Annotated in this window: 22 protein-coding genes and 1 pseudogene; 9 read left to right on the forward strand and 14 right to left on the reverse strand. The window is 59.8% G+C overall.

The features are described 5' to 3' along the window. Positions 1–10 precede the first annotated feature (10 nt). Positions 11–613: a hypothetical protein gene (locus AC3WN7_RS17805; RefSeq protein WP_102674707.1), complete on the reverse strand. Its 603-nt coding sequence runs from the start codon at positions 611–613 to the stop codon at positions 11–13. Positions 614–822: 209 nt separating this feature from the next. Here AC3WN7_RS17805 and AC3WN7_RS17810 point away from each other — a divergent pair. Both AC3WN7_RS17810 and AC3WN7_RS17815 read left to right on the forward strand, forming a co-directional pair. Next, positions 823–900 (forward strand): annotated as a pseudogene (locus AC3WN7_RS17810) (hypothetical protein); the annotation flags it as partial. A 36-nt stretch (positions 901–936) separates the two neighbouring features. Beyond that, positions 937–1,662 (forward strand): 4'-phosphopantetheinyl transferase family protein, encoded by a 726-nt coding sequence (locus tag AC3WN7_RS17815; RefSeq protein WP_218276768.1) that lies wholly within the window; start codon positions 937–939, stop codon positions 1,660–1,662. Between the two features lie 123 nt (positions 1,663–1,785). Here the strand turns inward: AC3WN7_RS17815 and AC3WN7_RS17820 are convergent, their stop codons facing one another. Next, a complete protein-coding gene (locus tag AC3WN7_RS17820) occupies positions 1,786–3,396 on the reverse strand; it encodes an ATP-binding protein (RefSeq protein WP_102674709.1) in 1,611 nt (536 codons plus the stop codon). After that, positions 3,393–4,115, reverse strand: coding sequence for a response regulator (locus AC3WN7_RS17825; RefSeq protein WP_007980115.1), 723 nt, complete (start codon positions 4,113–4,115; stop codon positions 3,393–3,395). Before AC3WN7_RS17825 ends, AC3WN7_RS17820 begins: the two co-directional genes overlap by 4 nt. Before the next feature lie 741 nt (positions 4,116–4,856). Between AC3WN7_RS17825 and AC3WN7_RS17830 the strand changes: the two genes are divergently transcribed. Beyond that, positions 4,857–7,748, forward strand: coding sequence for a ribonucleoside-diphosphate reductase subunit alpha (locus AC3WN7_RS17830; protein ID WP_007980117.1), 2,892 nt, complete (start codon positions 4,857–4,859; stop codon positions 7,746–7,748). Between the two features lie 248 nt (positions 7,749–7,996). On the opposite strand, the gene flgE is transcribed toward AC3WN7_RS17830, so the two are convergent. The 4 genes from flgE to flgB are packed head-to-tail and all read right to left on the reverse strand — an operon-like array spanning position 7,997 to position 10,952. Next, positions 7,997–9,328 (reverse strand): flagellar hook protein FlgE, encoded by a 1,332-nt coding sequence (gene flgE, locus AC3WN7_RS17835; RefSeq protein ID WP_095963682.1) that lies wholly within the window; start codon positions 9,326–9,328, stop codon positions 7,997–7,999. Between the two features lie 31 nt (positions 9,329–9,359). Further along, entirely contained in the window at positions 9,360–10,082 is a 723-nt protein-coding gene (flgD, locus tag AC3WN7_RS17840) for a flagellar hook assembly protein FlgD (protein ID WP_102674710.1), read from the reverse strand. 15 nt (positions 10,083–10,097) lie between these two features. Further along, a complete protein-coding gene (flgC, locus tag AC3WN7_RS17845; protein ID WP_007980123.1) occupies positions 10,098–10,541 on the reverse strand; it encodes a flagellar basal body rod protein FlgC in 444 nt (147 codons plus the stop codon). Between the two features lie 3 nt (positions 10,542–10,544). Further along, positions 10,545–10,952, reverse strand: coding sequence for a flagellar basal body rod protein FlgB (gene flgB / locus AC3WN7_RS17850; RefSeq protein ID WP_102674711.1), 408 nt, complete (start codon positions 10,950–10,952; stop codon positions 10,545–10,547). 54 nt (positions 10,953–11,006) lie between these two features. Between flgB and AC3WN7_RS17855 the strand changes: the two genes are divergently transcribed. Next, positions 11,007–11,141 carry a hypothetical protein gene (locus tag AC3WN7_RS17855; RefSeq protein ID WP_256585692.1) on the forward strand — a complete coding sequence of 45 codons (135 nt, stop codon included), beginning with the start codon at positions 11,007–11,009 and terminating at the stop codon, positions 11,139–11,141. Between the two features lie 180 nt (positions 11,142–11,321). Here the strand turns inward: AC3WN7_RS17855 and cheR are convergent, their stop codons facing one another. Both cheR and AC3WN7_RS17865 read right to left on the reverse strand, forming a co-directional pair. Further along, the gene (gene cheR / locus AC3WN7_RS17860) at positions 11,322–12,149 is read right to left on the reverse strand and encodes a protein-glutamate O-methyltransferase CheR (protein WP_102674712.1); all 828 of its coding nucleotides are present in this window, start codon (positions 12,147–12,149) and stop codon (positions 11,322–11,324) included. A gap of 45 nt (positions 12,150–12,194) precedes the next feature. Beyond that, complete coding sequence (locus AC3WN7_RS17865; RefSeq protein WP_015096472.1) at positions 12,195–13,127, reverse strand: chemotaxis protein CheV; 933 nt, start codon at positions 13,125–13,127, stop codon at positions 12,195–12,197. An 83-nt stretch (positions 13,128–13,210) separates the two neighbouring features. On the opposite strand from AC3WN7_RS17865, the gene flgA reads away from it, so the two are divergent. The 4 genes from flgA to AC3WN7_RS17885 all read left to right on the forward strand — a co-directional run bounded on the left by flgA (position 13,211) and on the right by AC3WN7_RS17885 (position 15,816). After that, entirely contained in the window at positions 13,211–13,969 is a 759-nt protein-coding gene (gene flgA, locus AC3WN7_RS17870) for a flagellar basal body P-ring formation chaperone FlgA (protein ID WP_102674713.1), read from the forward strand. 167 nt (positions 13,970–14,136) lie between these two features. Continuing rightward, positions 14,137–14,463: a flagellar biosynthesis anti-sigma factor FlgM gene (gene flgM, locus AC3WN7_RS17875; protein ID WP_095963677.1), complete on the forward strand. Its 327-nt coding sequence runs from the start codon at positions 14,137–14,139 to the stop codon at positions 14,461–14,463. 48 nt (positions 14,464–14,511) lie between these two features. After that, on the forward strand, positions 14,512–14,976 hold the full coding sequence (locus tag AC3WN7_RS17880; RefSeq protein ID WP_102674714.1) for a flagella synthesis protein FlgN: 465 nt from the start codon (positions 14,512–14,514) through the stop codon (positions 14,974–14,976). A 93-nt stretch (positions 14,977–15,069) separates the two neighbouring features. After that, entirely contained in the window at positions 15,070–15,816 is a 747-nt protein-coding gene (locus tag AC3WN7_RS17885) for a flagellar brake protein (protein WP_102674715.1), read from the forward strand. Between the two features lie 63 nt (positions 15,817–15,879). On the opposite strand, the gene AC3WN7_RS17890 is transcribed toward AC3WN7_RS17885, so the two are convergent. The 4 genes from AC3WN7_RS17890 to AC3WN7_RS17905 form a co-directional block, all read right to left on the reverse strand. Further along, entirely contained in the window at positions 15,880–17,250 is a 1,371-nt protein-coding gene (locus AC3WN7_RS17890) for an MFS transporter (protein WP_102674716.1), read from the reverse strand. Positions 17,251–17,320: 70 nt separating this feature from the next. Then, positions 17,321–18,565, reverse strand: a complete 1,245-nt coding sequence (locus tag AC3WN7_RS17895; protein ID WP_172435664.1) for a glutamine synthetase family protein — start codon at positions 18,563–18,565, stop codon at positions 17,321–17,323. Between the two features lie 201 nt (positions 18,566–18,766). Further along, positions 18,767–19,459, reverse strand: coding sequence for a sensor histidine kinase (locus AC3WN7_RS17900; RefSeq protein WP_102674717.1), 693 nt, complete (start codon positions 19,457–19,459; stop codon positions 18,767–18,769). Then, positions 19,456–21,060: a tetratricopeptide repeat-containing response regulator gene (locus AC3WN7_RS17905; protein WP_102674718.1), complete on the reverse strand. Its 1,605-nt coding sequence runs from the start codon at positions 21,058–21,060 to the stop codon at positions 19,456–19,458. The genes AC3WN7_RS17900 and AC3WN7_RS17905 overlap by 4 nt, the downstream gene beginning before the upstream one ends. A gap of 736 nt (positions 21,061–21,796) precedes the next feature. Here AC3WN7_RS17905 and AC3WN7_RS17910 point away from each other — a divergent pair. Further along, the gene (locus tag AC3WN7_RS17910) at positions 21,797–22,510 is read left to right on the forward strand and encodes a response regulator transcription factor (RefSeq protein ID WP_102674719.1); all 714 of its coding nucleotides are present in this window, start codon (positions 21,797–21,799) and stop codon (positions 22,508–22,510) included. Positions 22,511–22,795: 285 nt separating this feature from the next. Here AC3WN7_RS17910 and AC3WN7_RS17915 read toward each other — a convergent pair. Beyond that, positions 22,796–24,542 (reverse strand): DUF5801 repeats-in-toxin domain-containing protein (locus AC3WN7_RS17915; protein ID WP_256585693.1); only part of this gene is annotated, 1,747 nt, incomplete at its 5' end.

Consider the following 24,542-nt stretch of genomic DNA (forward strand, 5'->3'; position numbering starts at 1 on the left):
GAAACGCTTGTCAGAAAGCGTAGTTGGCGGACAGGTAAGTCTGGGCGCTGCTGGTCAGGTCCAGCGAACCCTGCTTGCTGCCACCGCGCTCACTCATCTCGGTGCTGGCGTTGCTGCGCAGGTAACGGTAACCCAGTTCAACCGAGGTGTTCTGCGAAACCTGTTGCAGCACACCCACCTGGCCACCGATGGCGTAGCCGATATTGCTGTCGCGGCTGAAACCTGGCGACTCCTGGGTCATTTTGGTCAGGCCCGCCGTGGCGCCGCCGAACAATTTGGTGCTGCCGCCCACCGGGTAGAACATATCGTAGCTGCCCAGGAGGTTTTCCTGACGCAGTTTAATGCCGCTGTGCGAGCCCGACACGTTGTCATAAGTGGCGTAGTAACGGCCCTGGCTGTTCTGCTGGCCCAGACGAACACCCCAGGTGGTGTCCTTGCCGATCACACCATCGGCGTTCGGGTGATTGAGGTTGTCGTTCAGGGCGTGGGATTTTTTGATCTTGTCGCTGGTCTGCCCAAGAGTAAGGCTGGCGAAGTTGTCGTCGGAGGCGAAGGCTGCGGTGCTTGCGCTCAGAACCGTGAATGCCAGAAGCAGTTTTTTGAATGCAGTCATTGCGAGTTACCTCATGTTCCGTTGTTTTTTGGGTACGGGGCAAGGTTACGCACCGCGCCCTGAACTCCCCCTGAACGCACTCTGAACCTGAGCTGAACCGCCCTTTCCCGAATGTTTCGACACGTTTCAACAGGAGACCCGACCCTGCGCATGTTCTTCGCTGCCCTTCTGCTGGCCTTGAGCGGGCTCAGCCAGGCTGCCATCCCAGCGCAAGGTTCCAGGCCGGGCTCGAACTACTGAAAAGACAACCGCAGACCGATCCACATAAAATCGCCGCCATCGGCTACTACCCAGTCCCAAGCCAACCCGGCAAAATGCCTGACATGAATTCAACCCCCGCCCTGCCCGTCTGCTGCACCCCCCTCGATGACCACTGGCCGCTGCCGTTGGTGCTGCCCGATACGGTCCTGCTGAGCACTCACTTCGATAGCGCCCGACTGGCCAGCGATGACTTTCAGCGCAGTGCAGTGGAAGTACCGGCGAGCATTCAGCGCTCTGTCGCCAAGCGGCAGGCGGAGTTTCTCGCCGGGCGGGTGTGTGCCCGGGCCGCGTTACAGCGTCTGGAAGGTTTGAGCGTCATTCCGGCCATTGGTGAAGACCGGGCACCGGTCTGGCCTGCTCATATCACGGGTTCGATCACCCATAGCACGGGCCGGGCCGCGGCGATTGTCGCGAACAAAAGCCATTGGCGCGGCCTGGGCATGGACCTGGAAAACCTGCTCAATGTCGAACGCGCCGAACGCCTGGCCGGGGAAATCCTCAACCCGCCGGAGCTACAGCGCATGGCGCTCGGTCCTCGCGAGCAACGGGCGTTGCTGGTGTCCCTGACGTTCTCGGTCAAGGAAAGCCTGTTCAAGGCACTCTATCCGATCGTTCAGCAACGGTTTTATTTCGAACACGCCGAAGTGCTGGAGTGGCGTGAGTCGGGTGAGGTGCGGTTGCGACTGCTCACGGATTTGTCCCGCGAATGGCGCAACGGCACCGAGCTGGATGCGCAGTTCGGGGTCAAGGATGGGCAGTTGTTGAGTCTGGTCAGTATCAAGGCCTGAGGTTTTTTGCGACTGGCAGGGCCCCTTCGCGGGCAAGCCCGCTCCCACAGTTGACTTGTGTACGACACAAAACCTGTGGGAGCGGGCTTGCTCGCGAAAGCGGTTGAACATTCACCGGAAATCTCAACGCTTCTCCTGATTACGCGGCCAGCTCAGGCTGAAACACGCCCCACCCAGACTCTTGCTCTTGCCGATCAACGCACGCCCGTCGTGCCAATGAATGATGCGCCGCACGATCGACAACCCCAGCCCATGCCCGCCCGACGCACGGGTGCGGCTGTCGTCCAGACGCAGGAACGGCGTGAAGATCTTCTCCCACGCCGACTCCGGCACCCCCGGTCCGTCATCCTCGATATCCACCCGGCAGCGTTGCTGCCCTACCTGATAGCTGATGGTCACCCGTGATTGCGCATGGCGCATGGCATTGCTCACCAGGTTCTGGATCGCCCGGTGCAGATAACGCGGTTCGGCCTCGACCCAGGCATCGTCGTTATCAGCGGCCGACAGGCACAAACCCCGCTGTACCGTGACATCGGCACGCAACGGCGCCAGTTCCTCAATCACCTGGTTGACCAAGGCATCCAGATCGATCCGCTGGAAGTTCAGTGCCGGAGAACCCTGTTCGAGCCGCGCGTAGGTCAGCATCTCGTCCACCAACCGGTCGAGATCCTCGATGTCGTTATCCATGCCCTGGCAGTATTTTTCCAGGGCTTGCGGCGTGGTGGCCGAGCCGATCATCTCCAGGCCAAAGCGCAGGCGCGCCACCGGCGTGCGCAATTCGTGAGACACCGCGCGCACCAGTTCGCGCTGGATCGCCAACAACTGCTGCAAGTGCTCGGCCATGCCGTTGAACGCCGAGGCCAGCCGTCCCACCGAGTCCGCGCCACGCGCCGGCACGCGGGTTTCCAGGCTGCCCTGGGCAATGCGCGTGGCGGCGGCCTCCAGGCCACGCAAACGCCGCTCGAGCTGGCGCACCAACAGATAAACGATCAAACCGATCAGCGTCAGGCCCAGCGCGGCGATCAGCACCAGCCATTGCGGGGGATAAGGATTCATCTGATACAACGGGCCGATTTCCAGGACCCACGGCGTGCCGACCATGCCGGCAAACACCCGGATCGAATCGCCCTCCTTGCCCAGCGCCATCACGGTGTCGCCCTCGGACACCCGGCGGCTCTGGTCTTCGTCCATGTCCGCCTCGTCAACCGTGACCAGCCGCAGGTCGAAGCCAAAGCCCTTGTCCTGCTTCAATTGCGCCAGACGCAGGGGCTGATCAGCAACGGGGGTACGCACCAGCTCATCGGTCAACAGGTAGATGGTCGCCCGGGCCAGTTGCTCGCTGATCTGCTGCACTTCCCCGGTCAGCATCAACTGTTCCTTGTCGCTGACCAGCTTGTAGACCTTCGCCGCGTGCGGGCCGGTCTGCTCCACCAAAGCCTGGCCGCGCAACACACGAGTGCGCTGGGTAAGGTCCAGGTCAGTCTCGGCAAAGGTTTTCAACGCCAGCGGAATGCCCAGCAACCGCTCCCACACCAGCAAGGCCCGATGGCGCTCGGTCGGGTTCATCGGTTGCAGGTTGTCGGCCATCAGCGAAAACGTGCCATGGGCCAGGCGCTCGCGGTATTGCTCGCTGCGCACCTGATTGAGCAGGTGCAAGGCCAGCACACCGAGCACCGCCACCAGAATCAGCGCGGCACACATGCCGCCATAGATACGCAGGAAGATCGAGTTCACAGGGTCTGGTCTACGCAAGCCTCGGGAACGAACAGATAGCCTTTGCTGCGCACGGTCTTGATCAGCCGTGGATGCTCCGGGTCATCGCCGATCTTGGGGCGGATGCGCGAGATGCGCACATCGATGGAACGGTCCTGACCGTCATAACCGATACCTCGCAGCGCAGTGAAGATCTCTTCCCGGGAGAGAATGCGCCCGGCATTGGCCACCAGCAGCCAGAGCAAGTCGAATTCGGCGCTGGTCAGCTCGATGCCGTTGCCCTGCAACCAGGCTTCGCGCAAGGCGTTGTCGACGATCAGCGGGCCGAACTGCAGACGCCGCTGTTTTTCCGGGGCGACTTCGGGGGTTTCGCTACGGCGCAGCAGGGCCTGGATGCGTGCCAGCAGCAGGCGCGGGCGTACCGGTTTGCAGACATAGTCGTCAGCCCCCAGGTCCAGGCCGAGGATCTGGTCGGTATCATCGGTTCGGGCGGTGAGCATCAGGATCGGGCCGTCATAACGGGCGCGAACCTTGCGGCAGATGCTCAGGCCATCTTCACCGGGGAGCATCAGGTCGAGAATCACCAGGTCCGGTTGCTCCTTGATAATGCGGTTCGCAGCGAGGGCACCATCCCCTTCGATCGACACACGCAGGCCATTGGCTTCCAGGTAGTCGCGGGTCAGTTCGGCCAGTCGCTGGTCGTCCTCCACAATCAATACCTGCCAGGCTTCTTGCTCCACGGGTGACCTCTGCTTGCCAAAACCACTAATAAGGAAGGATCCGCCCGTTTTTTTGTAATGATTCGGGGGGGACAAATATGTATACACGCTGGGCCGAATGTATAAACGCCGCCCGTCGAGAACACAAGCGGGTAAATGCGTTCGGACAACGCGGTTTTTTGTGATAGGGTTCGCGCCCTTAAAAATCCGACCGACCGTTTTCGATCGCAGAAAATCGCTGAAAAAAGGTCCGGTCCAGCAGCGTCGCGGCCTACACGCTGGTTCCCTCTTTCACACACAATTTACGCACAGGTTTATCCACAGGTAGTACGTTGCAATCCCCCCCTAAAACGCATTATCTTGTAGCCCGGCGCAAAAAAAACCCTAGATATGGGGTTTTGCGCGAAAAACCAAACACAAACCAGACACCAATTTCAAGCGCTTTTATTGCCTCTGTCCGGTTGAACCAAACGTATTTTCGAAAGACCAAACCGCGCATGCGGATGGCTACTGTGTTTCGGCCCCGAGTGGTGAAAACGGTACGGGTGTTGCAGTCCCAACTGTCACCTGCAAAGGACCAAGGTTTCAGGCCCAAGGCGTGAGACCAAAGACTTCGGCATGGAAGCGGCGCCCCATAAAGCCCCCTTCCTACTGTCCCGAAGTTGTTATGCCCGGCGCTCGCCGGTTGTAGTGCTTCAGGACGGAACGGTGGGCACCGTGATGGTGCCCAAACAAACATAGAGAATGTGGAGACACTCCCCCATGCAAACCGACACAACTCGCGAGAACCCGCAGGGCACCTTGCCGCAGGCCGCTGATTCGAATTCGGATCTGTCCGCCACCGCGCCTGGCCAACTGCGCGTGATCAAGCGTAACGGCACTGTCGTTCCCTACACCGATGACAAAATCACCGTCGCCATCACCAAAGCGTTTCTCGCAGTTGAGGGCGGCACCGCTGCCGCCTCGTCGCGAATCCACGACACCGTTGCCCGCCTGACCGAACAGGTCACCGCGACCTTCAAGCGTCGCATGCCATCGGGCGGCACCATCCATATCGAAGAAATCCAGGACCAGGTCGAACTGGCCCTGATGCGTGCCGGCGAGCAGAAAGTCGCTCGCGACTACGTGATCTACCGTGATGCCCGTTCCAAGGAACGTGCCGTTCGTACCACCGAAGAGCCGGTACAAGCGCACCCGTCGATCCGCATCACCCGTGCCGACGGCAGCCTGGCGCCGCTGGACATGGGCCGCCTGAACACCATCGTCACCGAAGCGTGCGAAGGCCTGGAGGAAGTCGACGGCGACCTGATCCAGCGCGAAACCCTGAAGAACCTGTACGACGGCGTGGCCCTGACCGACGTCAACACCGCCCTGGTGATGACGGCCCGTACCCTGGTCGAGCGCGAGCCGAACTACTCGTTCGTGACCGCCCGCCTGCTGATGGACACCCTGCGTGCCGAAGGCCTGGGCTTCCTCGGCGTCGCCGAAAGCGCCACCCACCACGAGATGGTCGACCTGTACGCCAAGGCGCTGCCGGCCTACATCGCCAAGGGTATCGAGTACGAGCTGCTGAACCCTGAGCTGGCCTCCTTCGACCTGGAAAAACTGGGCAAGGCGATCAACCACGAGCGCGACCAGCAATTCACCTACCTGGGCCTGCAGACCCTGTACGACCGTTACTTCATCCACAAGGATGGCGTGCGTTTCGAACTGCCGCAGATCTTCTTCATGCGCGTGGCCATGGGCCTGGCGATCGAAGAGAAAGACCGCGAAGCCCGTGCCATCGAGTTCTACAACCTGTTGTCGTCCTTCGACTACATGGCTTCGACCCCGACCCTGTTCAACGCCGGTACCCTGCGTCCACAGCTGTCGAGCTGCTACCTGACCACCGTGCCGGATGACCTGTCGGGCATCTACCACGCGATCCACGACAACGCCATGCTGTCGAAATTCGCGGGCGGCCTGGGCAACGACTGGACGCCGGTTCGTGCGCTCGGTTCGTACATCAAGGGCACCAACGGCAAATCCCAGGGCGTTGTTCCATTCCTCAAAGTAGTCAACGACACCGCCGTTGCCGTTAACCAGGGTGGCAAGCGCAAAGGCGCTGTGTGTGCCTACCTGGAAACCTGGCACATGGACATCGAAGAGTTCATCGAGCTGCGCAAGAACACCGGTGATGACCGTCGTCGTACCCACGACATGAACACCGCCAACTGGATCCCTGACCTGTTCATGAAGCGTGTCTTCGATGACGGCAAGTGGACCCTGTTCTCGCCATCCGAAGTGCCGGACCTGCACGACCTGACCGGCAAGGCCTTCGAAGAGCGCTACGAGTACTACGAAGCCCTGACCGAGTACCCGGGCAAGGTCAAGCTGTTCAAGACCATCCAGGCCAAAGACCTGTGGCGCAAAATGCTGTCCATGCTGTTCGAAACCGGCCACCCGTGGCTGACCTTCAAGGACCCGTGCAACCTGCGCAGCCCGCAGCAGCACGTCGGCGTGGTCCACAGCTCGAACCTGTGCACCGAGATCACCTTGAACACCAACAAGGACGAGATCGCCGTTTGCAACCTGGGCTCGATCAACCTGCCGAACCACATCGTCGACGGCAAGCTGGACACCGCCAAGCTGCAACGCACCGTGAACACTGCCGTGCGCATGCTCGATAACGTGATCGACATCAACTACTACTCGGTGCCGCAAGCGAAGAACTCCAACTTCAAGCACCGTCCGGTCGGCCTGGGCATCATGGGCTTCCAGGACGCCTTGTACCTGCAGCACATCCCTTACGGCTCCGATGCTGCCGTCGAGTTCGCCGACAAGTCGATGGAAGCGGTCAGCTACTACGCGATCCAGGCTTCCTGCGACCTGGCCGACGAGCGCGGCTCGTACGAGACGTTCCAGGGTTCGCTGTGGTCCAAAGGCATCCTGCCGCTGGATTCGCAACAGATCCTGATCGAGGCCCGTGGCCAGAAGTACATCGATGTTGACCTGAACGAAACCCTGGACTGGGCACCGGTTCGCGCCCGTGTACAGAAAGGCATTCGTAACTCCAACATCATGGCCATCGCACCGACCGCGACCATCGCCAACATCACCGGCGTATCGCAGTCGATCGAACCGACCTACCAGAACCTGTATGTGAAATCGAACCTGTCGGGCGAATTCACCGTGATCAACCCGTACCTGGTTCGCGACCTCAAGGCTCGCGGTCTGTGGGACTCGGTCATGATCAACGACCTGAAGTACTACGACGGTTCGGTGCAGCAGATCGAGCGCATCCCGCAGGAACTCAAAGAGCTCTACGCGACTGCTTTCGAAGTGGACACCAAGTGGATCGTCGACGCTGCCAGCCGTCGTCAGAAATGGATCGACCAGGCTCAGTCGCTGAACCTGTACATCGCCGGCGCCTCGGGCAAGAAGCTGGACGTGACCTACCGCATGGCCTGGTACCGTGGTCTGAAAACCACTTACTACCTCCGTGCCCTGGCCGCGACCAGCACCGAGAAGTCGACCATCAACACCGGCAAGCTGAACGCTGTTTCCAGCGGCGGCAACCACGGTGAAGATTCGGTCCTGGCAGCACCTGCCGGCCCTGCTCCAGTGCCGAAGGCTTGCGCCATCGACGAGCCGGATTGCGAAGCTTGCCAATGAGCTGAGCCGACAAGCGCCGCATGGCGCTGACTAAAAACCCCCGATGAGCCTCTGGTTTATCGGGGGTTTTTCTTTTGCCCATCTGTAGGAGCGAGCTTGCTCGCGATGGTCGTTAACGATAACGGGGTCATCCTGAATACACGCGTCGTTCTCAAGACCATCGCGAGCAAGCTCGCTCCTACGGGTCTTTCTTTCGAGCACTAAAAAGCCCCTCTCTCGAGGGGCTTTTTATGCCGCGCGGCCCAGCATCAAGCCATCTGAATGATGGTCTGCATGATGGTGCTCTCGGTAGAAATGGTCTTGGCGTTCGCCTGGTAGTTGCTCTGCCCCTTGATCAGGTCGACCAGTTCGTTGGTCAGGTTGACGTTGGACTCTTCCAGGGAATTGGAAACGATCGAACCCAGGGTGCCAGTCTGCGGCGCATCGTAGCCCGGGATGCCCGAGGTGTAGGTTTCTTTCCAGCTGGAGCCGCCTACCGGCTGCAGGCCTTGCTCGTTGGTGAAGCTGGCCAGGGAAATCTGGCCGATCGGCTTGGTCTGGTTGTTGCTGAAGTTGGCCAGCAGAACACCGCTGCCGTCGATGGTCAGGTTGGTGATCTGGCCAGTGGCATAACCGTTCTGCGATGGAATCGAACGCGCGGTGTCGGCGTTGAACTGGGTGGTGTTGGCCATGGCGATGGTCAAGCCAGCCGGATCGGCTGCTGCGCCGTTGGCTGTCCAGACGCCATTGGTGACACTGCCCGGAGTCCAGTTGGTGATTTTCAGGTCACTGCTGATCACCGAAGTCGGTGGCGTGGTTGGCGGCGTCACGGGTGTGCTGACCGAAGTCAGTTTGCCGGTGGAATCGAACGACATGGTCGAAGCAATCGGAGCGCTAACCTTGGGATCACTGCCATCGGGGTTGCGACCATCGATCAGGGTGTAGGTGTCCCAGGTGTTCGCGCCAGTCTTGACCATGTATTGATCCATGGTGTGCTGGTTACCCTGAGTATCGAAGATCGGGGTACTGAACGACTTGGTAAAGGTCTCGGTCTTGGACGGATCGAACTTGTTGGCCGCAACCGTCTGGTCGATCACCGGCGACGTGGAGTTCAGGTTGATCGTCGACGACACGTTGCTGGTGGACTTCGGCGCCAGGTTGGAGGTGTCGATCCGCAGGTCGGTCAGCACGCCATTGAGGATCTTGCCGCTGGAATCCACACCGTAGCCTTGCAGGCGAGCAGTACCGTCGCTGTTGGTGACGTAGCCGTCCTTATCGGTCTTGAACGCACCGGCACGGGTGTAGGTCAGCGAACCGTTGTTGTTCAGGACAAAGTAACCGTTGCCCTGGATACCCATGTCGAGCACGTTGCCGGTGTTGCTCACGTCACCCTGGGTGAACTGCTGGGAAACATTGGCCAGGCGCACGCCGTTGCCGACGGTATTGCTGCCGGTGCCCAGGCGAGTCGCCGAGTACACGTCTTCGAATTCTGCACGGGACGACTTGAAACCGGTGGTCGCGACGTTGGCGATGTTGTTGCCGGTCACGTCCAGTTGCTTGTTGGCTGCAAAGAGACCGCTAAGGCCGATATTGAAAGACATCATCCACTCCTTTATGCCGGGTTAGTCGGCTTTACATACCAATGGTTTGTACTTTGGACAGGGCAACGCTGCCCAACCCGGCCAGATTGAGCATCAACTCACCGCCGGTCTGGCTGATGGTCACGCTGTTGACAGTCGCGGGCAGGTTGGTGATCAACGCGACGGACTGGCCATCGATCGTGGTCGTGGCGCCGAAGGTGTAGGTGCCCGCAGGTACCGTCTCACCCGCATCGTTCTTGCCGTCCCAGATGAAGCTGGCGTTGCCGGCCTTCTGCGAACCGAGGTCGATGGTGCGCACGGTCTTGCCGGTTGAATCGGTGATCTTCAGGATGGCGGACGCCACCGAAGACGGCACCACCACCGTGCCGCTGAGGCTCTTGGTGGTATCGACCACAGCCTTGTCGCCCGGGGCGATGACCGAACGGCCGACCAGCGACGACGCCTGCAAGGCCTGGGACGAGTTGTAGTTGCTGGCCAGGCCGCTCACGGTATCGTTGAGCGTGGTGATGCCTTCCAGGCTGCTGAACTGCGCCAGCTGGGCCACGAACGCACCGTTGTCCTGAGGCTCCAGCGGGTTCTGGTTTTTCAACTGGGTCACCAGCAACTGCAGGAACGCATCCTTGCCCAGGGCCTGGTTGCCCGAGGCGCTGCCGGCTGCCGAGGCGAGGCCGTCAGTCGTGGTGTTGGTCTTGATCGAAGAGTTGGCCAGGATGTCGTTGAGGCTCAAACCACTGGTGGAATCGGTAACACTCATCTGAGTCGCCCCTTATCACTGACCGAGAGTCAGGACTTTCTGCATCATGGTTTTGGCGGTGTTCATCATTTCGGCGTTGGTCTGGAACGAACGGCTCGCGGAAATCATGTCGGCCATTTCTTCAACCACGTTGACGTTCGGGTAGTAGACGTAGCCCTTGGCATCGGCGGCCGGATGGTTCGGCTCGTAGCGCGCTTCGAGATTGCTCTGGTCTTCGACCACACCCAGCACCTGCACGCCTTGGCCGGCGGCGTCCTGGCTCTGGAACAGCGAGTCGCTGCCGCCGCTCTGGCCGCCCTGGAACATGGTGGCGAACACCGGGTGACGCGCGCGGTAGGTCTGGTCGATGCTCGACGAGACGGTCTCGGCGTTGGCGATGTTCGAAGCGACGGTGTTCAAACGCGTGGTCTGCGCACTCATGCCGCTACCGGCAATGTTGAAAACACTGGATAGAGACATGGCTTACTCTCCGCGCAGGGCTGATACCAGCCCTTTGAATTTGCTGTTGAGCAGGGTGAAGCTGGCCTGGAAGTTGACCGCGTTTTGCGCGTAGTTCGATTGTTCCAGCTGAGCGTCCACGGTGTTCTGGTCGATCGACGGTTGCATCGGCGTGCGATACAGCAACGACTCGTCGCCATTGCCCAGGCCTTCAGCTTCGATATGACGGCTGTTGGTCATGTTCAAGGCGAAGGTGCCGCGTTGGGTTTTCTCGTTCTGCTCGGCGAGCACTTTCGAGAAGTCCAGGTCCCGAGCCTTGTAGTTCGGGGTATCGGCGTTGGCGATGTTATTGGCCAGGACTTCGGCTCGCTGGGCGCGGAAGCCCAGGGCTTGTTCGTGGATACCGAGCGCTTTATCGAAGCTGATGCTCATGTCGGGAAACCTTCGGGTGACCTGATTTTTCGTAGGATCAACTTAGCAAGCCCCATGCCAATTCAAAAAAGCCCGGAAACCGGGGCTTTGCCGGACATGGCAACGCGGCAATGCCAGAAAAGCGGCAACGGTTTTCCGCCGGATGTCGCTTTTCTGCCGCTCGGCACCGCTTACGAAGACACCAACTGACCCTGTGGGAGCGGGCTTGCCCGCGAAAGCGGTGTGTCAGGCAAAGTTGATATCGACTGACACGACGCCTTCGCGGGCAAGCCCGCTCCCACAGGGAGTAGGTGGTGCCCGTGAGAAATCAGCAGGCATAAAAAAACGGGAGCCCCTGAGGACTCCCGTTTTTTGCCGACGCCAGCGAAATCACTTCGCCTGGTAAATGATCCCCGGGCTGCACTGGACCATCTGGTAATGATCCGGCAAACCGTTCAACGCTTCGGAAGCACCGAGGAACAGGTAACCACCCGGCTTCAACGTGCTGTGGATGCGCAACAGGATGTCCTTCTTCACCTCGGCGGAGAAGTAGATCAGCACGTTGCGGCAGAACACGATGTCGAATTTGCCGAGGCTCGCGTAACTGTCCAGCAGGTTGAACGAACGGAACTCCACCCGGCTCTTGATCGGCGCCTTGATCGCCCAGCGTCCCGGCCCTTTCGGGTCGAAATAACGCTGCAGACGCTCGGGCGACAGACCGCGGCCGATGGCCAGGCTGTCGTACTCGCCGGTCTTGCAGTTCTTCAGCATGGTGCCGGACAGGTCGGTGGCAACGATCTGTACGCCCATCCTCAACTGGCCCATGTTGACCCGTTCGAACTCGTCGATGGACATCGACAGCGAATACGGTTCCTGGCCCGACGAGCACGCCGCCGACCAGATACGCAGGCGCTGACCGGGGCTGGCCTTGATCGCTTCGGGCAGGACCTTGTTCTTCAAGACTTCAAACGGGTAGGTGTCACGAAACCACAGGGTTTCGTTGGTGGTCATGGCATCCACCACCTGTTCGCGCAAACCGCTGCGCGGCTGGGTCTGCATGCGCTGAACCAGCTCACCCAAAGACTTGATGCCTTGCTGTTCCATCAGTTTGTTGAGACGGCTGGAGACCAGGTACTGCTTGTTTTCACCGAGCAAAATGCCACAGGCTTTTTCCAGGAATACCCGGAACTGTTCGAAATCCAAATTACCCGTAGACAATGATGCCGCCTCTTAAATCGTGTTGACTGCCAGGGGCGCAGGCCCCTAGCTGATATCTGCTGCTTTGATCCGGTCGACTACCCGGGATGCCAGGTCATCAGGACGGAATTTGGCCAGAAAGTCATCGGCACCGACCTTCTTGACCATCGCCTGATTGAATACCCCCGACAACGAAGTATGCAGGATGATATGAAGCTTTTGCATGCGCGGGTCGTTGCGGATTTCCGCCGTCAGGGTGTACCCGTCCATCTCCGGCATCTCGATGTCGGAGATCATCATCAGGAACTCTTCTTCCGGCTTCTTGCCCTCGTCGACCAGTTTGCGCAGGTAGTCCAGCGCTTGCCGACCATCGTTCAACGCCACCACTTCGACGCCGACCGTTTGCAGGCAACGCGTGACCTGCTTGCGCGCCACCGATGAGTCGTCGACCGTCAGCACGCGCAACGAAAGCGCCTTGTGCTGGGTTTCAACGTCCACCACGCCGACGGAAATCGCTTCCGGCGTCGGAGCCACTTCCGCGAGCACCTTCTCGACATCGATGATTTCGACCAACTGATTGTCGACCCGCGTCACCGCCGTCAGGTAGTGATCGCGCCCGGTGCCCTTGGGTGGCGGATGGATCTCCTCCCAGTTCATGTTGACGATGCGCTCCACCGAGCGCACCAGGAAACCCTGGGTCTTGGTGTTGTACTCCGTGATGATCACGAACGGATTGTTCTTGTCCTTCAACGCACCGGAGCCGGTCGCCATCGCCAGATCAAGGATCGGAATGGTCGCCCCCCGGATGTTCGCCACACCGCACACGACAGGACTGGACTTGGGCATCAACGTCAATTGGGGGCATTGCAGCACCTCCCGAACCTTGAATACGTTGATCCCGTACAGCTGCTGGCCGTCGAGACGGAACAACAACAGCTCAAGGCGATTCTGCCCCACCAGTTGCGTGCGCTGGTTTACCGAATCCATTACACCAGCCATGCCCAGACTCCTACACCAACGCCAAGTGTTGTTGCGACGCGCCTTCATCACTAAACGGCACGGCGCTTGCTTTTTTAATCGTTATGAACACAGAACCGACATTTTTTCGACGCCTGACCACACCCTACCGCAAATTGCTCGGCGTGCTGGCGGCTGTTTGCCTGTTCAACGCTGGCAGCCCTGCCCTTGCTGACGCGGTTACCTTGCCTGACATGCTTATCGGCGTCACTCAGGGCTTTCTTGAATTCACCGTAGAGGACTATCTGGCAACCAGTCAAACGGAAGGTCGCTACGAGATCCAGGTCAACCCGCTCGACCCGCGCATGCACATGCCCATGTGCGACAAGGAATTGACAGCCACGCTGGAGAGTCCCAGGCCGCTGGGACGGGTCACGGTCAAGGTCCGCTGCGAGGGCGCCTCCCCCTGGACTGTCTTCGTACCCGCTCAAATCCGCCTGTTTCGCGATGTCGTGACCACCGCCCGACCACTGCGCCGTGCCACCATTGTCGAGCCTGGGGATGTGGTGCTGCGCGAGCGCGATATCAGCCTGATCAGCCAGGGCTACCTGACCTCCCTCGACCAGGCGATCGGGCAGCGACTGACCCGACCAATGGTCACCGACCAGGTGATTACCCTGGTGCATATCGAACAGGCCGAGGTGATCCGCAAGGGTGATCAGGTGGTGATTACCGCCCGCAGCGGTACGCTCAGCGTGCGCATGCCCGGCGAAGCCCTGTCGAACGGCAGCCTCAGCGAACAGATCAGGGTGAAGAACCTCAACTCCCAGCGGGTCATCAAGGCGCAGGTCATGGCGCCGGGGCAGGTGGAGGTGTCCATGTAAGGCGTTCTGTTCATCGGAATGTGGCGCTTGCCGCGGCTGTTCCCTAGACTGTGCTCCATGCAGGGCAAGCGCTGACGCGCGCGAGGTTCATTGATAAATGAGCCTAAAGTTTTCCAGGGAATGGCCGAAACCATGGCAAGCGTCCAAATTCCCAGAGGTTTTTTATCATGGTCATCGATTTCAGCCGTTTGAACAGCTCCTCGTCCCTTACGGGCAGTACACGTACCAGCGCCAGCAAGGAAAGCGCCGAAACCGGCAAAACCGCGCCGCTGGAATCCGCGGCCGAACAGGCCGGTACCGTCAACAGCGGGGAATCGGTACATCTCAGCAATGAGGCTCAACAGTTGCAGAAGGTCAATGACAAGCTGCGCGATCAGCCTGCCGTCGACAAGGCCCGCGTGGCCGAGTTGAAAGCAGCGATTGCCGATGGCAGCTATAAAGTCGACAGCAACCGTGTAGCCAGCAAACTGCTCAACTTCGAAGCCCAGCGCTAGGCCACCGCCGGCGCCAGGCTTTTGGACGCTTAAAACCCAAGGCCAGCCATGCACGACACCCATTTACTGCAACTGATCACCGACGACTTTGCTCCAGCACAACAACTGCTGGAATTATTGCAGACCGAATCCCTCGCCTTGCATGGCCGTGACATGCCATTGCTCGAGGACATCCTGGCGCAGAAACAGGCATTGGTCGTCCTGCTCGAACAGCATGGCCGCAAGCGCAGTGAAATTCTCGCCAGCCTCAACCTGCCGACCAACCGCGGCGGGCTGGAGCAACTGGCCAGCCAGTCAAGCATTGGCGACCAGTTGCTGGCGCAAAGTGACGTGCTGACCGATCTCCTGGCTCAGTGCCAGGCCATCAACGCCAACAACGGCCAGTCGATCCTCACTCAGCAGGCCGCTACGGCCACCCAGCTGAAAATCCTCACCGGTGAAACGCCGGCGCTTTATGATGCCAGCGGAACATTCTCCAAGCTTGCTAAGCCGCGCCCGCTCAGTCAGGCTTAGGCCGCTTGATGTGCCCGCTCTATCCAAGACGCGAAAGATGCTGGCAAAATGCTGGCTAGCCGTAGTCAAATTTTGCCTGGAGATTGATTAACCGTGTCCAATGCCTTATCCGTGGATGATGCTCCGCAGCCACCCAAGGTGCTCTCAACGCCCTTGGAAATCTCCAGCAATCTGCGCCAGCTGCTCGAAAGCCATGACCCGCTGATCATCACGTTCCACGAGCGCAGTCAGCGCTTCCAGAGCTATCTGGTGGACCTGGACCGTGAAAGCAACATGATTGCCCTGGACGAAATGATTCCTCGCGATGGCGAGCGCTACCTGATGGCGGGCGAACCTTTCAGGATCGAAGGCTTCCACGAAGGTGTGCGCATTGCCTGGGAAAGCAACGGCCAATTGAAGATCGACGAAGCCGGTGGCAGCCGCTGCTATCGCGGCACCCTGCCCGATGAAGTGGTGTACCACCAGCGCCGCAATGCGTTCCGCGCGGCACTGAAGCTGGCACAACTGGTCAACGTCAATCTCGACGGCGAAAAGCTCAAGACCTCCATCAGCGGCAAGCTGCTGGATATTTCCGCTACCGGCTGCAAACTGCGTTTCGACGGCGACATCACGGGCAGCCTGCAACTGGGTCAGGTGTACGACCGCTTCAACGCCGACCTGCCCTTTGGCAAGATGACGGCGCCAGTCGAGTTGCGTTATCTGCACTTCGAAGAAAAGATCTCCACCACCTTCGCCGGCGTTCGCTTCCACAACATGAGCGGACTGGTACAGCGTCAGGTCGAACGCTTCGTCTACCAGTTGCAACGCGAAGCGCGCCGCTTCGACAAAGACGACATCTGATAGAGCCTCCACAAAAAACGGGCAGTCCCTTGCGGTGACTGCCCGTTTTTTTGTGCCCCGGCTTTAAGGCCTGGCCTCGCTGAAGTTAGGGTCCCGCCCTGTATCAGGGTCTTGCGGCGGCTGATCTGTTTCAGTTTCGGTGACGGTTTCAGGTTCTGGCTCGGTACTCACCGGAGTGTGCATCTGATCCTGCACCACCTGTTCATCAACGCGCGGGTCGAGGCAGGCCACCAGTGGCGAACTCGTCATATTGTCCGGCATGGCCACGTGATGCAGCGGTGCGTCGTCGACCTGATGCAGGTTGGTCACCGCTTTCGGGCGAATCCGCCACACCAGCACCAACGAAAAGAAACTGAAGAACGCATAGAGCATCTGGCTGCCAAACAGTTTCATCAGCACACCTGCCACCAGTGGTCCGATACTCGCACCCACGCCATAGGTGACCAGCAACATCGCCGTCAGGGACACCCGGCGATCACCTTCGACATGGTCATTGGAGAACGCCACCGCCAACGGATACAGGCAGAACTGCACCAGCGAGCAAAGGAACCCGGCGATGAACAACACCTCCAGCGGCACCTGCGGCATGATCGCCAGCGGCAGGGCAGCCAGTGCCAGGCTGAACGCGAAACTGCGGATCAGCACGGCCCGATCGTAGCGGTCGGACAACCAGCCCAACGGCCACTGCACCAGCAGCCCGGCAAAAATGCAGCTACCCATGAACAGACCGACCTGCTCCGTGGACAACCCTTGCTGCGAGGCATACAGCGGCGCCAGACCGTAGAACGAACCGACAATCAGGCCCGCCCCGAGCACCGTACTCAATGATTGCGGGACACGTTTGATAAAGAACCGTGGCTCCATCGGTGCAGGATGCAAGGGTGCAGGGTGAATCCGCCGGGTCAGGGCCACAGGTACCAGACACAGGGCAAAACACAGGGCGACCAGCATCAGCAGCTCCAGCCCCAGCGCCGGGTGCATGACCAGAATCAACTGCCCCAGCACCAGGCCCAGGTACGAAGCGATCATGTAACCGCTAAACACCATGCCGCGCTGATTGGCATCGGCCTGCTCATTGAGCCAGCTCTCGATCACCATGTACTGGCACATCATGCCCAGACCCACTATGACCCGCAGGAACAGCCAGGCCGGCAGCCAATCGACCAGGCCATGGCCCAGCACCGCCGCGCCGACGATCCCGGCACAGGCCGAGTAGGCCCGGATATGCCCGACCCGGGCAATCAAGCGGTGACCAATCTTGCCCCCCAGCACCAGGCCGAAATAGTTGGCGGCCATCAACGCACCGACCCACAGGCTGTCGACATTGTCGGCCGCCAGGCGCAGGCCCAGGTAAGTACTCAACAGGCCCGAGCCGATCAACATCATCAGCGAGGCGAAATACAGTGCTCGAAAGGATTTCCAGATTTGGCGCATCGGCGTTCCGAGCGGCTCCTTGCAGTGAGAATCGGCTATCGCTAAACGATAGCCGGATGTCGACAGATCGTCAGGCCTGGGCGGCTAAAACACGTCGTTCCCAGGGCGTAATTTCATCATGGAAACTGCTCAGCTCCAGGGTCTTCGAAGCGATGTAGCCTTCGATGAATTCCGTGCCGAACAGTTCCTTGGCCAACTGGCTACGTTTCAGACGCTCAAGTGCCGCATGCAAGGTACACGGCAATGAAAGATTGTCCGGCACTTCGAATTCACCCTGGATCGGCGCGCTTGGCTCCAATGCGTTCTCGATGCCATGCAACCCTGCCGCCAGGCTTGCAGCAATCGCCAGATACGGGTTGGCATCGGCCCCGGGCAAACGGTTCTCGACCCGACGGGCCACCGGCAAACTGGCCGGGATACGCAGGCCGGCCGCCCGGTTGTCGTGGGACCAGCAGGCATTGTTCGGCGAGGCGTAAGGGTGGCACAAGCGCTGATAGGAGTTCACGTTCGGCGCAAACAACGCGGTGAAGTCGGCCATGCACACTTGCTGACCGGCAATGAAATGGCGGAAGGTGGCCGTCTCCTGCCCCGCCTCGTCACTGAACACGTTACGCCCCGAATCGATCTCGACCACGCTCTGGTGAATATGCATCGAACTGCCCGGCGTATGCGCCAACGGCTTGGCCATGCAAACCACGCTCAGGCCGTGCTTGAGGGCCACTTCCTTGAGCAGGTGCTTGAACAGGAACGTCTGGTCGGCCAGCAGCAACGGATCGCCATGCAACAGGTTGATCTCGAACTGGCTGACGCCCATCTCATGCATGAAGGTATCGCGGGGCAATCCCAGGGCCGCCATGCACGCGTAGACTTCATTGAAGAACGGCCGCAAGCCGTTATTGGAACTGACGCTGAACGCCGACTGACCGTCCTCGCGGCGACCGTCCTGCCCCACCGGTGGCTGGAACGGCTGAGTCGGGTCGGTGTTAGGCGCAAAAACGAAGAACTCAAGCTCGGTCGCCACCACGGGCGCCAGGCCGCGGGCCGCGTAACGGGCAATTACTGCCTTGAGCTGGCCACGGGTCGACAGATTGGAACTGGTGGTAGTGCCCAGTTCGTCCGCGTCGCAAATGGCGAATGCCCGCGGCGGGTTGCTCCAGGGCAAGCGGTGGATTTGTGCAGGGTCCGGAATCAGCGCCAGGTCGCCATCATCGCTGCCGTAAAAACGCGCCGGCGGATATCCGCCCATGATGCATTGCAGCAGCACACCCCGCGCCAACTGCAAACGTCGACCGTCGAGAAAACCCTCGGAGGTCATCACTTTGCCCCGTGGTACACCGTTCAAATCCGGCGTGACACATTCAACTTCATCAATGCCCGTCAATCGCTGCGCGAGTGAACTCAGGCCAACGGTCGTCATGACGCAATCCTTGTTATTGTGCGGGCCGCGAACGGCGACCGTACAAAATAGGCTCCGCGTGTTCGGAATTTCAAGCAGCGTCGATAAATATGCTGCCTGTCAGGGCAGGCAAAGACGAAACACCCCGCCGCCCAACGGACCGCCATTGCTGATTTCGGTGTGCCCGCCCACGCCGTTGCGTTGATGCAGTGCAGCAATTCGCCCCGCAAAGTACAGGCCCAGGCCGGTGCTGCCGGTGCTTTGATTGATGCCTTGGGCGTAATCGGCCTGACGCTCGATCATCTGCGCCGGATACCCCTCGCCATCGTCATTGATGGTCAACACCAGTTGCCCGGCTTCGTCACTGACACTGATCAGAACGGCATGCCGTGCAAAACGAATGGCATTGTTGATGCAGTTGGCCAATACCGACGCGATCAACTCGCGGTCGAAGAAACCCAGCGGGCTCAGCGGGTCCACTTCATAGGTGGCCATGATGCCGCGGCTGGCGAACACCTCTTGATGACACGCCAGTTGCGCTTCGATGAAGTCGTCCAGTTCGTGGTAGGCCGGTTGCAACGGCATCTGGTTGACGCCGAGCTTATACAGCCCCAGCAACTGCACCAACATGCCGTTGAGGTGGGCGAACTCGAAGTCGATCACGCCCTGCTCCGGCGTCTGCTGCGCCGATTCCGGCAATCGCGCCAGCCACTGGCTGTAGGCCTGCATCAGCATGGCCAGCGAGTTCTTCATGTCGTGTACGGTGGAGGCGATCACCGTGGAGAAATCCAGTGCCTGTTCATGTTCGTTCATTGGCCAAACGCCTTGCTTTTGAGCTTTTGGTAACGTGGAAAGCGCGCGTCGGAGTCGGGCATCAGGCCGACCATTTTCAGGCAGGTCCGGCATTCCTCCAGCTCCGCCGAAGCAACGCTGGTATCGGTGCCGTGCAACAGCGACTGCGCCATGTTCAGGGCGATACTGATGTTCTTCGGTTGCATCGCCAGGGCTTTGCGAAAGACCTGTCGGGCCTCCACCAGGTTGCCGGTCTTGTAGACGCGAACGCCCTGGCGGTTGAGTTCAGCGGCGGCGTTGCCGGAATTGAGGATGCTCGGGTCGTCGGTCTGCTTGGCGATGTCCTTCATGACCGCCGGATCGTCGCCGTAGATTTCCACGCAGTTTTTCAGCATCGCGGTGCCGGCCTCGGACTGCCCGAGCATTTTCAGTTGTTTGGCCACCAGCAACGCCGCTTCGGCACTCATGAACTGCTCCATGCCATCGAGGCGCAACAGGGCCTGCTCGGTGAGCTTGTCGGCCGTTTCCGCATCGTTGATCAGCAGACTGGTGGCCTTCATCAAGCGCGCACGAATTTGCAGGCCAGGGTCGCCAGGGTTGTCCTTGGCCACTGCGCTCAGCGTGGTATTGATTTCCAGCCGGGTGCGGGTATCCAGCCCCCTGTCGCGGCCCTTGCTGATCAAGGCGTGAGCCAGGCCGAGGTTACTTTCAGGGTCCTTGAAACGTGACTGCGCGCCTTGGGCTACCGCCTGACGATAGGCTCTGGAAGCGGTATCGAAGTCCTCGTTGGTCATGGCCAGCTTGCCCAGCAACGCTTGCCGGCGCACCGCCAGCGGCGACAGGCGAATCGCTTCTTCGAGAACGCGCTGCGCCCCCTTGGTGTCCCCTTCGGCGACCAGCACCTCAGCCATGCCGTCATACAGCGACGGCATCATCGGGAACACTTTCAGGGCTTTTTCGTAGATACCTTTGGCCTGCCCGACCTGACCGCGCTTGAACAGCAACTTGCCCAGCCCGGCAAACGCCCATGGCAACGGACGGTCGGCGATGATGCCGTCGTACAGCCGCTCCAGCGCTTCGTTCTGATTGAGGTCGCGCAAGGCATCGGCGCGATAGCGCAGGCACAACGGCGAGTAACGGATGTCTTGCTTGCACAGGGCGATGCAGGCGTTGAGCACCTCCATCGGCTTGCCCCGGTCGAGGGCCAGCAGGATCGGCTTGAGCAAAGTCTTGCGCTGCTCCAGGCGCTCCAGGCGCTGGGCCAGGCTGGAACGGTTGAACGGCTTGGTCAGGTAGGCATCGGGCTCATGCTCCAACGCACTGAGCACCATGGCCTGGCTGGTTTCGGCGGTGACCATCACGAACACCGCTTCATGGCTGATCAACTTTTCCTCCATCAGGTCTTCGAGCACCTGCTGGCCGTTCTTCTTGCCGTCGCCCAGGTGAAAGTCCTGCAGGATGAAGTCGTACTGCTTCTGCGAACACATTTTCAGCGCCTGTTCGCCGGTATCGGCAGTGTCCACTTCCTTGACACCCAGCTCGCGCAGCATCGAGCGAACCGAACTGCGGAAGTCCGAGAAATCATCGACGATCAGAAAACGCTTTTGGTGATACGACAGCATCGAAGATTTCCAGGCAATTTAAGAAGAAGAACCCAAAGGCAAATACACGGACGGACTCAGCTTCGCAGCCCTTGATTTGGCGCGCAGATGATAGCTGGTAGCCCTTGGCCATCAAACAGCTTCTCATCGCCAATCAGCACATGCACCGACCGCCACAGATGAAGAAGCTCGTAACTGCCAGGGTTATCGGCCAGCCATGGCATTCCCTTGAGAACCTCCCCCAACGCTCACTCTGAACAGGTGAAGGCGTTTCTGAAAACGAGACGTCGCGCACAAAAAAGTGCTGAAACAGGAACACCAGCAATGCATGAACTCCAGCAATTGAGTGGCGGGCCAGGTAGATTTCGCCGATAAATTGACCAGTCCGATATTAGCGCTCCTAAGTTATCGCCACTCGTCGATTAATTGACGACCATGATGTGGATCCGACCTTGGCAATTGGCCATCTATGGCGGGCCTAATACCTTGATTTTCGAGGGTTACTCCCCTTCTCGAGAGCATCGGACAGGCCTGGCCGCACCGGACCTGGATCGAGGACTGACGGACGGGTGGGCCGGTAGCGCTCCGGGTTGACCTAGAATCAGTTGAGAGGCGGGAGGGAGCAAATCATCATGCGTAAACCACTGATAATTACTCGTATTTATCTGCTCTCCCGGGCTTTGGCTGCCTTCTGGAAACGTTCGCGCCGCCTGCCGGTGGTAGCCATCACGGGCTTTTCAAGGGGGTCAGGAAGATGATGACCGACCAAAAAAAGCCAATTGGCGTGATGTTGATCGATTGTCGCCCCCTCGTACTCATGGGCCTTCACGACTTGATCAATGCCAGAAAGCCCCGGATGGAAGTGACAGGACAGGCCACCACCTATACCCAGGCGCTGGATCTTGCCGATCAGTTGCGGCCCGATGTCATTTTTTTCAGTTTCTTTCCGGATGCGCTGAATCCTCTGGATGTCGTCGCAGGACTCACCCGTAGCGCCGAAATGAAAGTGCTGCTGCTCAAGGGTCTGTACGAAGTCGTCCCCGCTGCCCAGGCGATAGAGGCTGGCGCTCGCGGCATCGTGTTGGCGGAAGACCCGACAGAATCGATTATCCAGGCCATCCTCAAGGTCCACCATAGCGACTGCGCAATGGATAGAGCCTGGGCCGGTGGCCTTTGCGGCTATGCCACGAACGGACATATCCCCATGAAATGCAATCTGGAGCGGGCAAAACAGGCGCGGTTGACGTTGCGCGAGAGAGAACTGATTCGCGCCATCGTAGGCGAACCGTCCGCCAAATATGTAAGCATCGCCGGGCGCCTGGGGATCAGCGAGCACACCGTGCACAACCACCTCAGCAACATCTATCAAAAGCTTGATCTGATCAACCGCATCGACTTGCTGATGTATGCGCTCAAGCACGGGCTCAACAACGAAGCACCGACCGAGTCCGCCTGGGTGGAACTGGATTGAATTTCAGGTCGATACAAGGCGGTCTGCCCTTCACTTTCAGGGGCCTGGCCGTCACTGTTCCACCCTCCTTGTAGCTGCCCCGGGACTGAGTGCCCCCGCAAGACTGATGTCGATCTCGGTAAATCCTGCCTCGCCCACCTGCACCGACCCTCCGCGCTCTTCAAGCCTTGTGCTGCCCGGCAGTTCGCAGCGCATGGGATCATGGGGATTTCGCATCAGAACAGCAAAAAGAATGCGAGGGTGGTTTCCTGCGCCACCCTCGCATCCGTTCATGCGCGCAAAGCCTCAGGCGCTGCCAAAAAAGATGTCGGTACTCTGAACATCGACCCCGACCAAGGTGATGGTCGTTGTTTGTCCGCCCGTCTCGGCAACCGTCACGACGCTGTCTGCGCCGGTGTTGTTGATCGATTGAACAACAGCGTTCGGGTCACCGTTGAGTACCAGTTTGTCTTGCACGCCCGAGCCCACATCGAAGCCGCTGACCTGGTACAGGTTCTCATTGACTGACAGATCGATGTTGAACGCATCCTGCTGACCGATGGTGCCAACCAGCGAGAAGTCGAAGGTGGCGTTGGCCGGGTCGTTGGCGAACAGGTTGGCGGCAAACGTACTCGTCGCCGAGTCCCCATCCTTGTCCGTCAGCGTCGCGCTGAATGCCAGCTGGACATCGCTGGCCAGACTCTCGCTCTGCTGAATGAACTGGATCACCGGGATCTTGACATCGCCCCGGCCCATCGTCAGCTGGACAGCGTCGATCAGTGTCGTGCCCTCCTTCTGCACGAGGAAGGACACCTGCCCGCCCGCTTCCGGTGTCAGGGTGTTCACCTCGACGAGGCTCGAATTCGTGCCATCGGCGTAGTAGATCCTGTAGTACAGGTCCTCGGTCGCCGTGTTGTAACCCGCCACGGAGTTGTCGATGAAGACCTTCATTCCCGTCAGCAGGCTCTCTGGATTGATGACGAAACTTTCATCGGCGGCGCTGATTGCCGCCAGGTTATCTCCCTGGAAAACGTTGTTGCCGACGCCGATACCGGACGTGCTGACGTTCATTGCCGCCGGGTCTATGTACGACGGGAGGGGGGTGGTCTGTAGCGCGGCTTCGGTGGGGTCGGGTGCTCCGAGCCCGATACCGGTCAGAATGTCCGCAGTCGACGCAAGCGCCTTCGCGGAAAAGAACACGATCTCCTCGGAAGTCGAAGGAATAGCCGGGTTACTCGTCTGAGGAATCAACAATGTGCGCACCGAGTCCGGGCCGCCGGCAGCGAGCGAGCCGTCGGCACTGCTGAGCACGATCGTCGAACTGAAGCCCTGCACCAGATCCAGTGCATAGCGACCATCGGCATAGGCGGTCAACGTGTAGTCGACGGTGGTATTGGCCGTTGCAACGTTGTTGTCGAAATCACCGGTCAAGGTCCCGGCGAACTGGTACGCGCCATTGACATCCGGTGACTGCGCCAGCTCGGTGAGCGTGCCGGTCCCGGTCGTGGTCGTGTTGTCTGGCCTGACGAGGGTGAACTGGTTGTTGACCAACGAGATATCCAGACCGGCCGCACCCAGCCCGTCGGCTCCAGTCGCCATATTCCAGAACCCGGATTGCGCCAGGACGCTACCGGTCCCGATCAGATTGCCGAAACTGAGTGCCGGCCCGTCGTCCTTGAACACCAGATTCTGCCCGATGTTCAGCGTCGCCTGGGCGCTGTCGCCGTCCCCGTCGGTCTTGATCGCCGTCAGCGTCACCAGGTTGTCCGCGGTCAACGTCCTCGAATCATCCGGATTGTTTGGGTCGGAATGCACCACGGCGCGCAGTTGGTCGAGCGTGACGCTGCCATTGGCGGCGACACTGACGGTGAACACCAGCTGGTTGCTCGTGGCCGTGCGGCCTTCGACCACAGTGCCATTGAGCGACAGGTTCACCGCCTGGCCCGAAGCCGTGTCCGTCAACCCGGAGGCTCCCGCCACCACGCCCAGTGCATAGGTCAGAGTGCCCGCCCCATCGGCGCCAAACGCCGAGTTGAAGTTGGCGGCATAGCTC

It is taken from the genome of Pseudomonas sp. FW305-70, from assembly GCF_058783925.1.

Coding starts and splice junctions, on each gene's coding strand:
- flgA (WP_102674713.1), top strand. CDS start 13,211: ATGAACACAGAACCGACATTTTTTCGACGCCTGACCACACCCTACCGC.
- AC3WN7_RS17855 (WP_256585692.1), top strand. CDS start 11,007: ATGCCAATTCAAAAAAGCCCGGAAACCGGGGCTTTGCCGGACATGGCA.
- AC3WN7_RS17865 (WP_015096472.1), bottom strand. CDS start 13,127: ATGGCTGGTGTAATGGATTCGGTAAACCAGCGCACGCAACTGGTGGGG.
- AC3WN7_RS17905 (WP_102674718.1), bottom strand. CDS start 21,060: ATGCTGTCGTATCACCAAAAGCGTTTTCTGATCGTCGATGATTTCTCG.
- AC3WN7_RS17900 (WP_102674717.1), bottom strand. CDS start 19,459: ATGAACGAACATGAACAGGCACTGGATTTCTCCACGGTGATCGCCTCC.
- flgM (WP_095963677.1), top strand. CDS start 14,137: ATGGTCATCGATTTCAGCCGTTTGAACAGCTCCTCGTCCCTTACGGGC.
- flgE (WP_095963682.1), bottom strand. CDS start 9,328: ATGTCTTTCAATATCGGCCTTAGCGGTCTCTTTGCAGCCAACAAGCAA.
- AC3WN7_RS17880 (WP_102674714.1), top strand. CDS start 14,512: ATGCACGACACCCATTTACTGCAACTGATCACCGACGACTTTGCTCCA.
- AC3WN7_RS17830 (WP_007980117.1), top strand. CDS start 4,857: ATGCAAACCGACACAACTCGCGAGAACCCGCAGGGCACCTTGCCGCAG.
- AC3WN7_RS17815 (WP_218276768.1), top strand. CDS start 937: ATGAATTCAACCCCCGCCCTGCCCGTCTGCTGCACCCCCCTCGATGAC.
- flgB (WP_102674711.1), bottom strand. CDS start 10,952: ATGAGCATCAGCTTCGATAAAGCGCTCGGTATCCACGAACAAGCCCTG.
- flgC (WP_007980123.1), bottom strand. CDS start 10,541: ATGTCTCTATCCAGTGTTTTCAACATTGCCGGTAGCGGCATGAGTGCG.
- flgD (WP_102674710.1), bottom strand. CDS start 10,082: ATGAGTGTTACCGATTCCACCAGTGGTTTGAGCCTCAACGACATCCTG.
- AC3WN7_RS17910 (WP_102674719.1), top strand. CDS start 21,797: ATGACCGACCAAAAAAAGCCAATTGGCGTGATGTTGATCGATTGTCGC.
- AC3WN7_RS17805 (WP_102674707.1), bottom strand. CDS start 613: ATGACTGCATTCAAAAAACTGCTTCTGGCATTCACGGTTCTGAGCGCA.
- AC3WN7_RS17895 (WP_172435664.1), bottom strand. CDS start 18,565: ATGACCTCCGAGGGTTTTCTCGACGGTCGACGTTTGCAGTTGGCGCGG.
- AC3WN7_RS17890 (WP_102674716.1), bottom strand. CDS start 17,250: ATGCGCCAAATCTGGAAATCCTTTCGAGCACTGTATTTCGCCTCGCTG.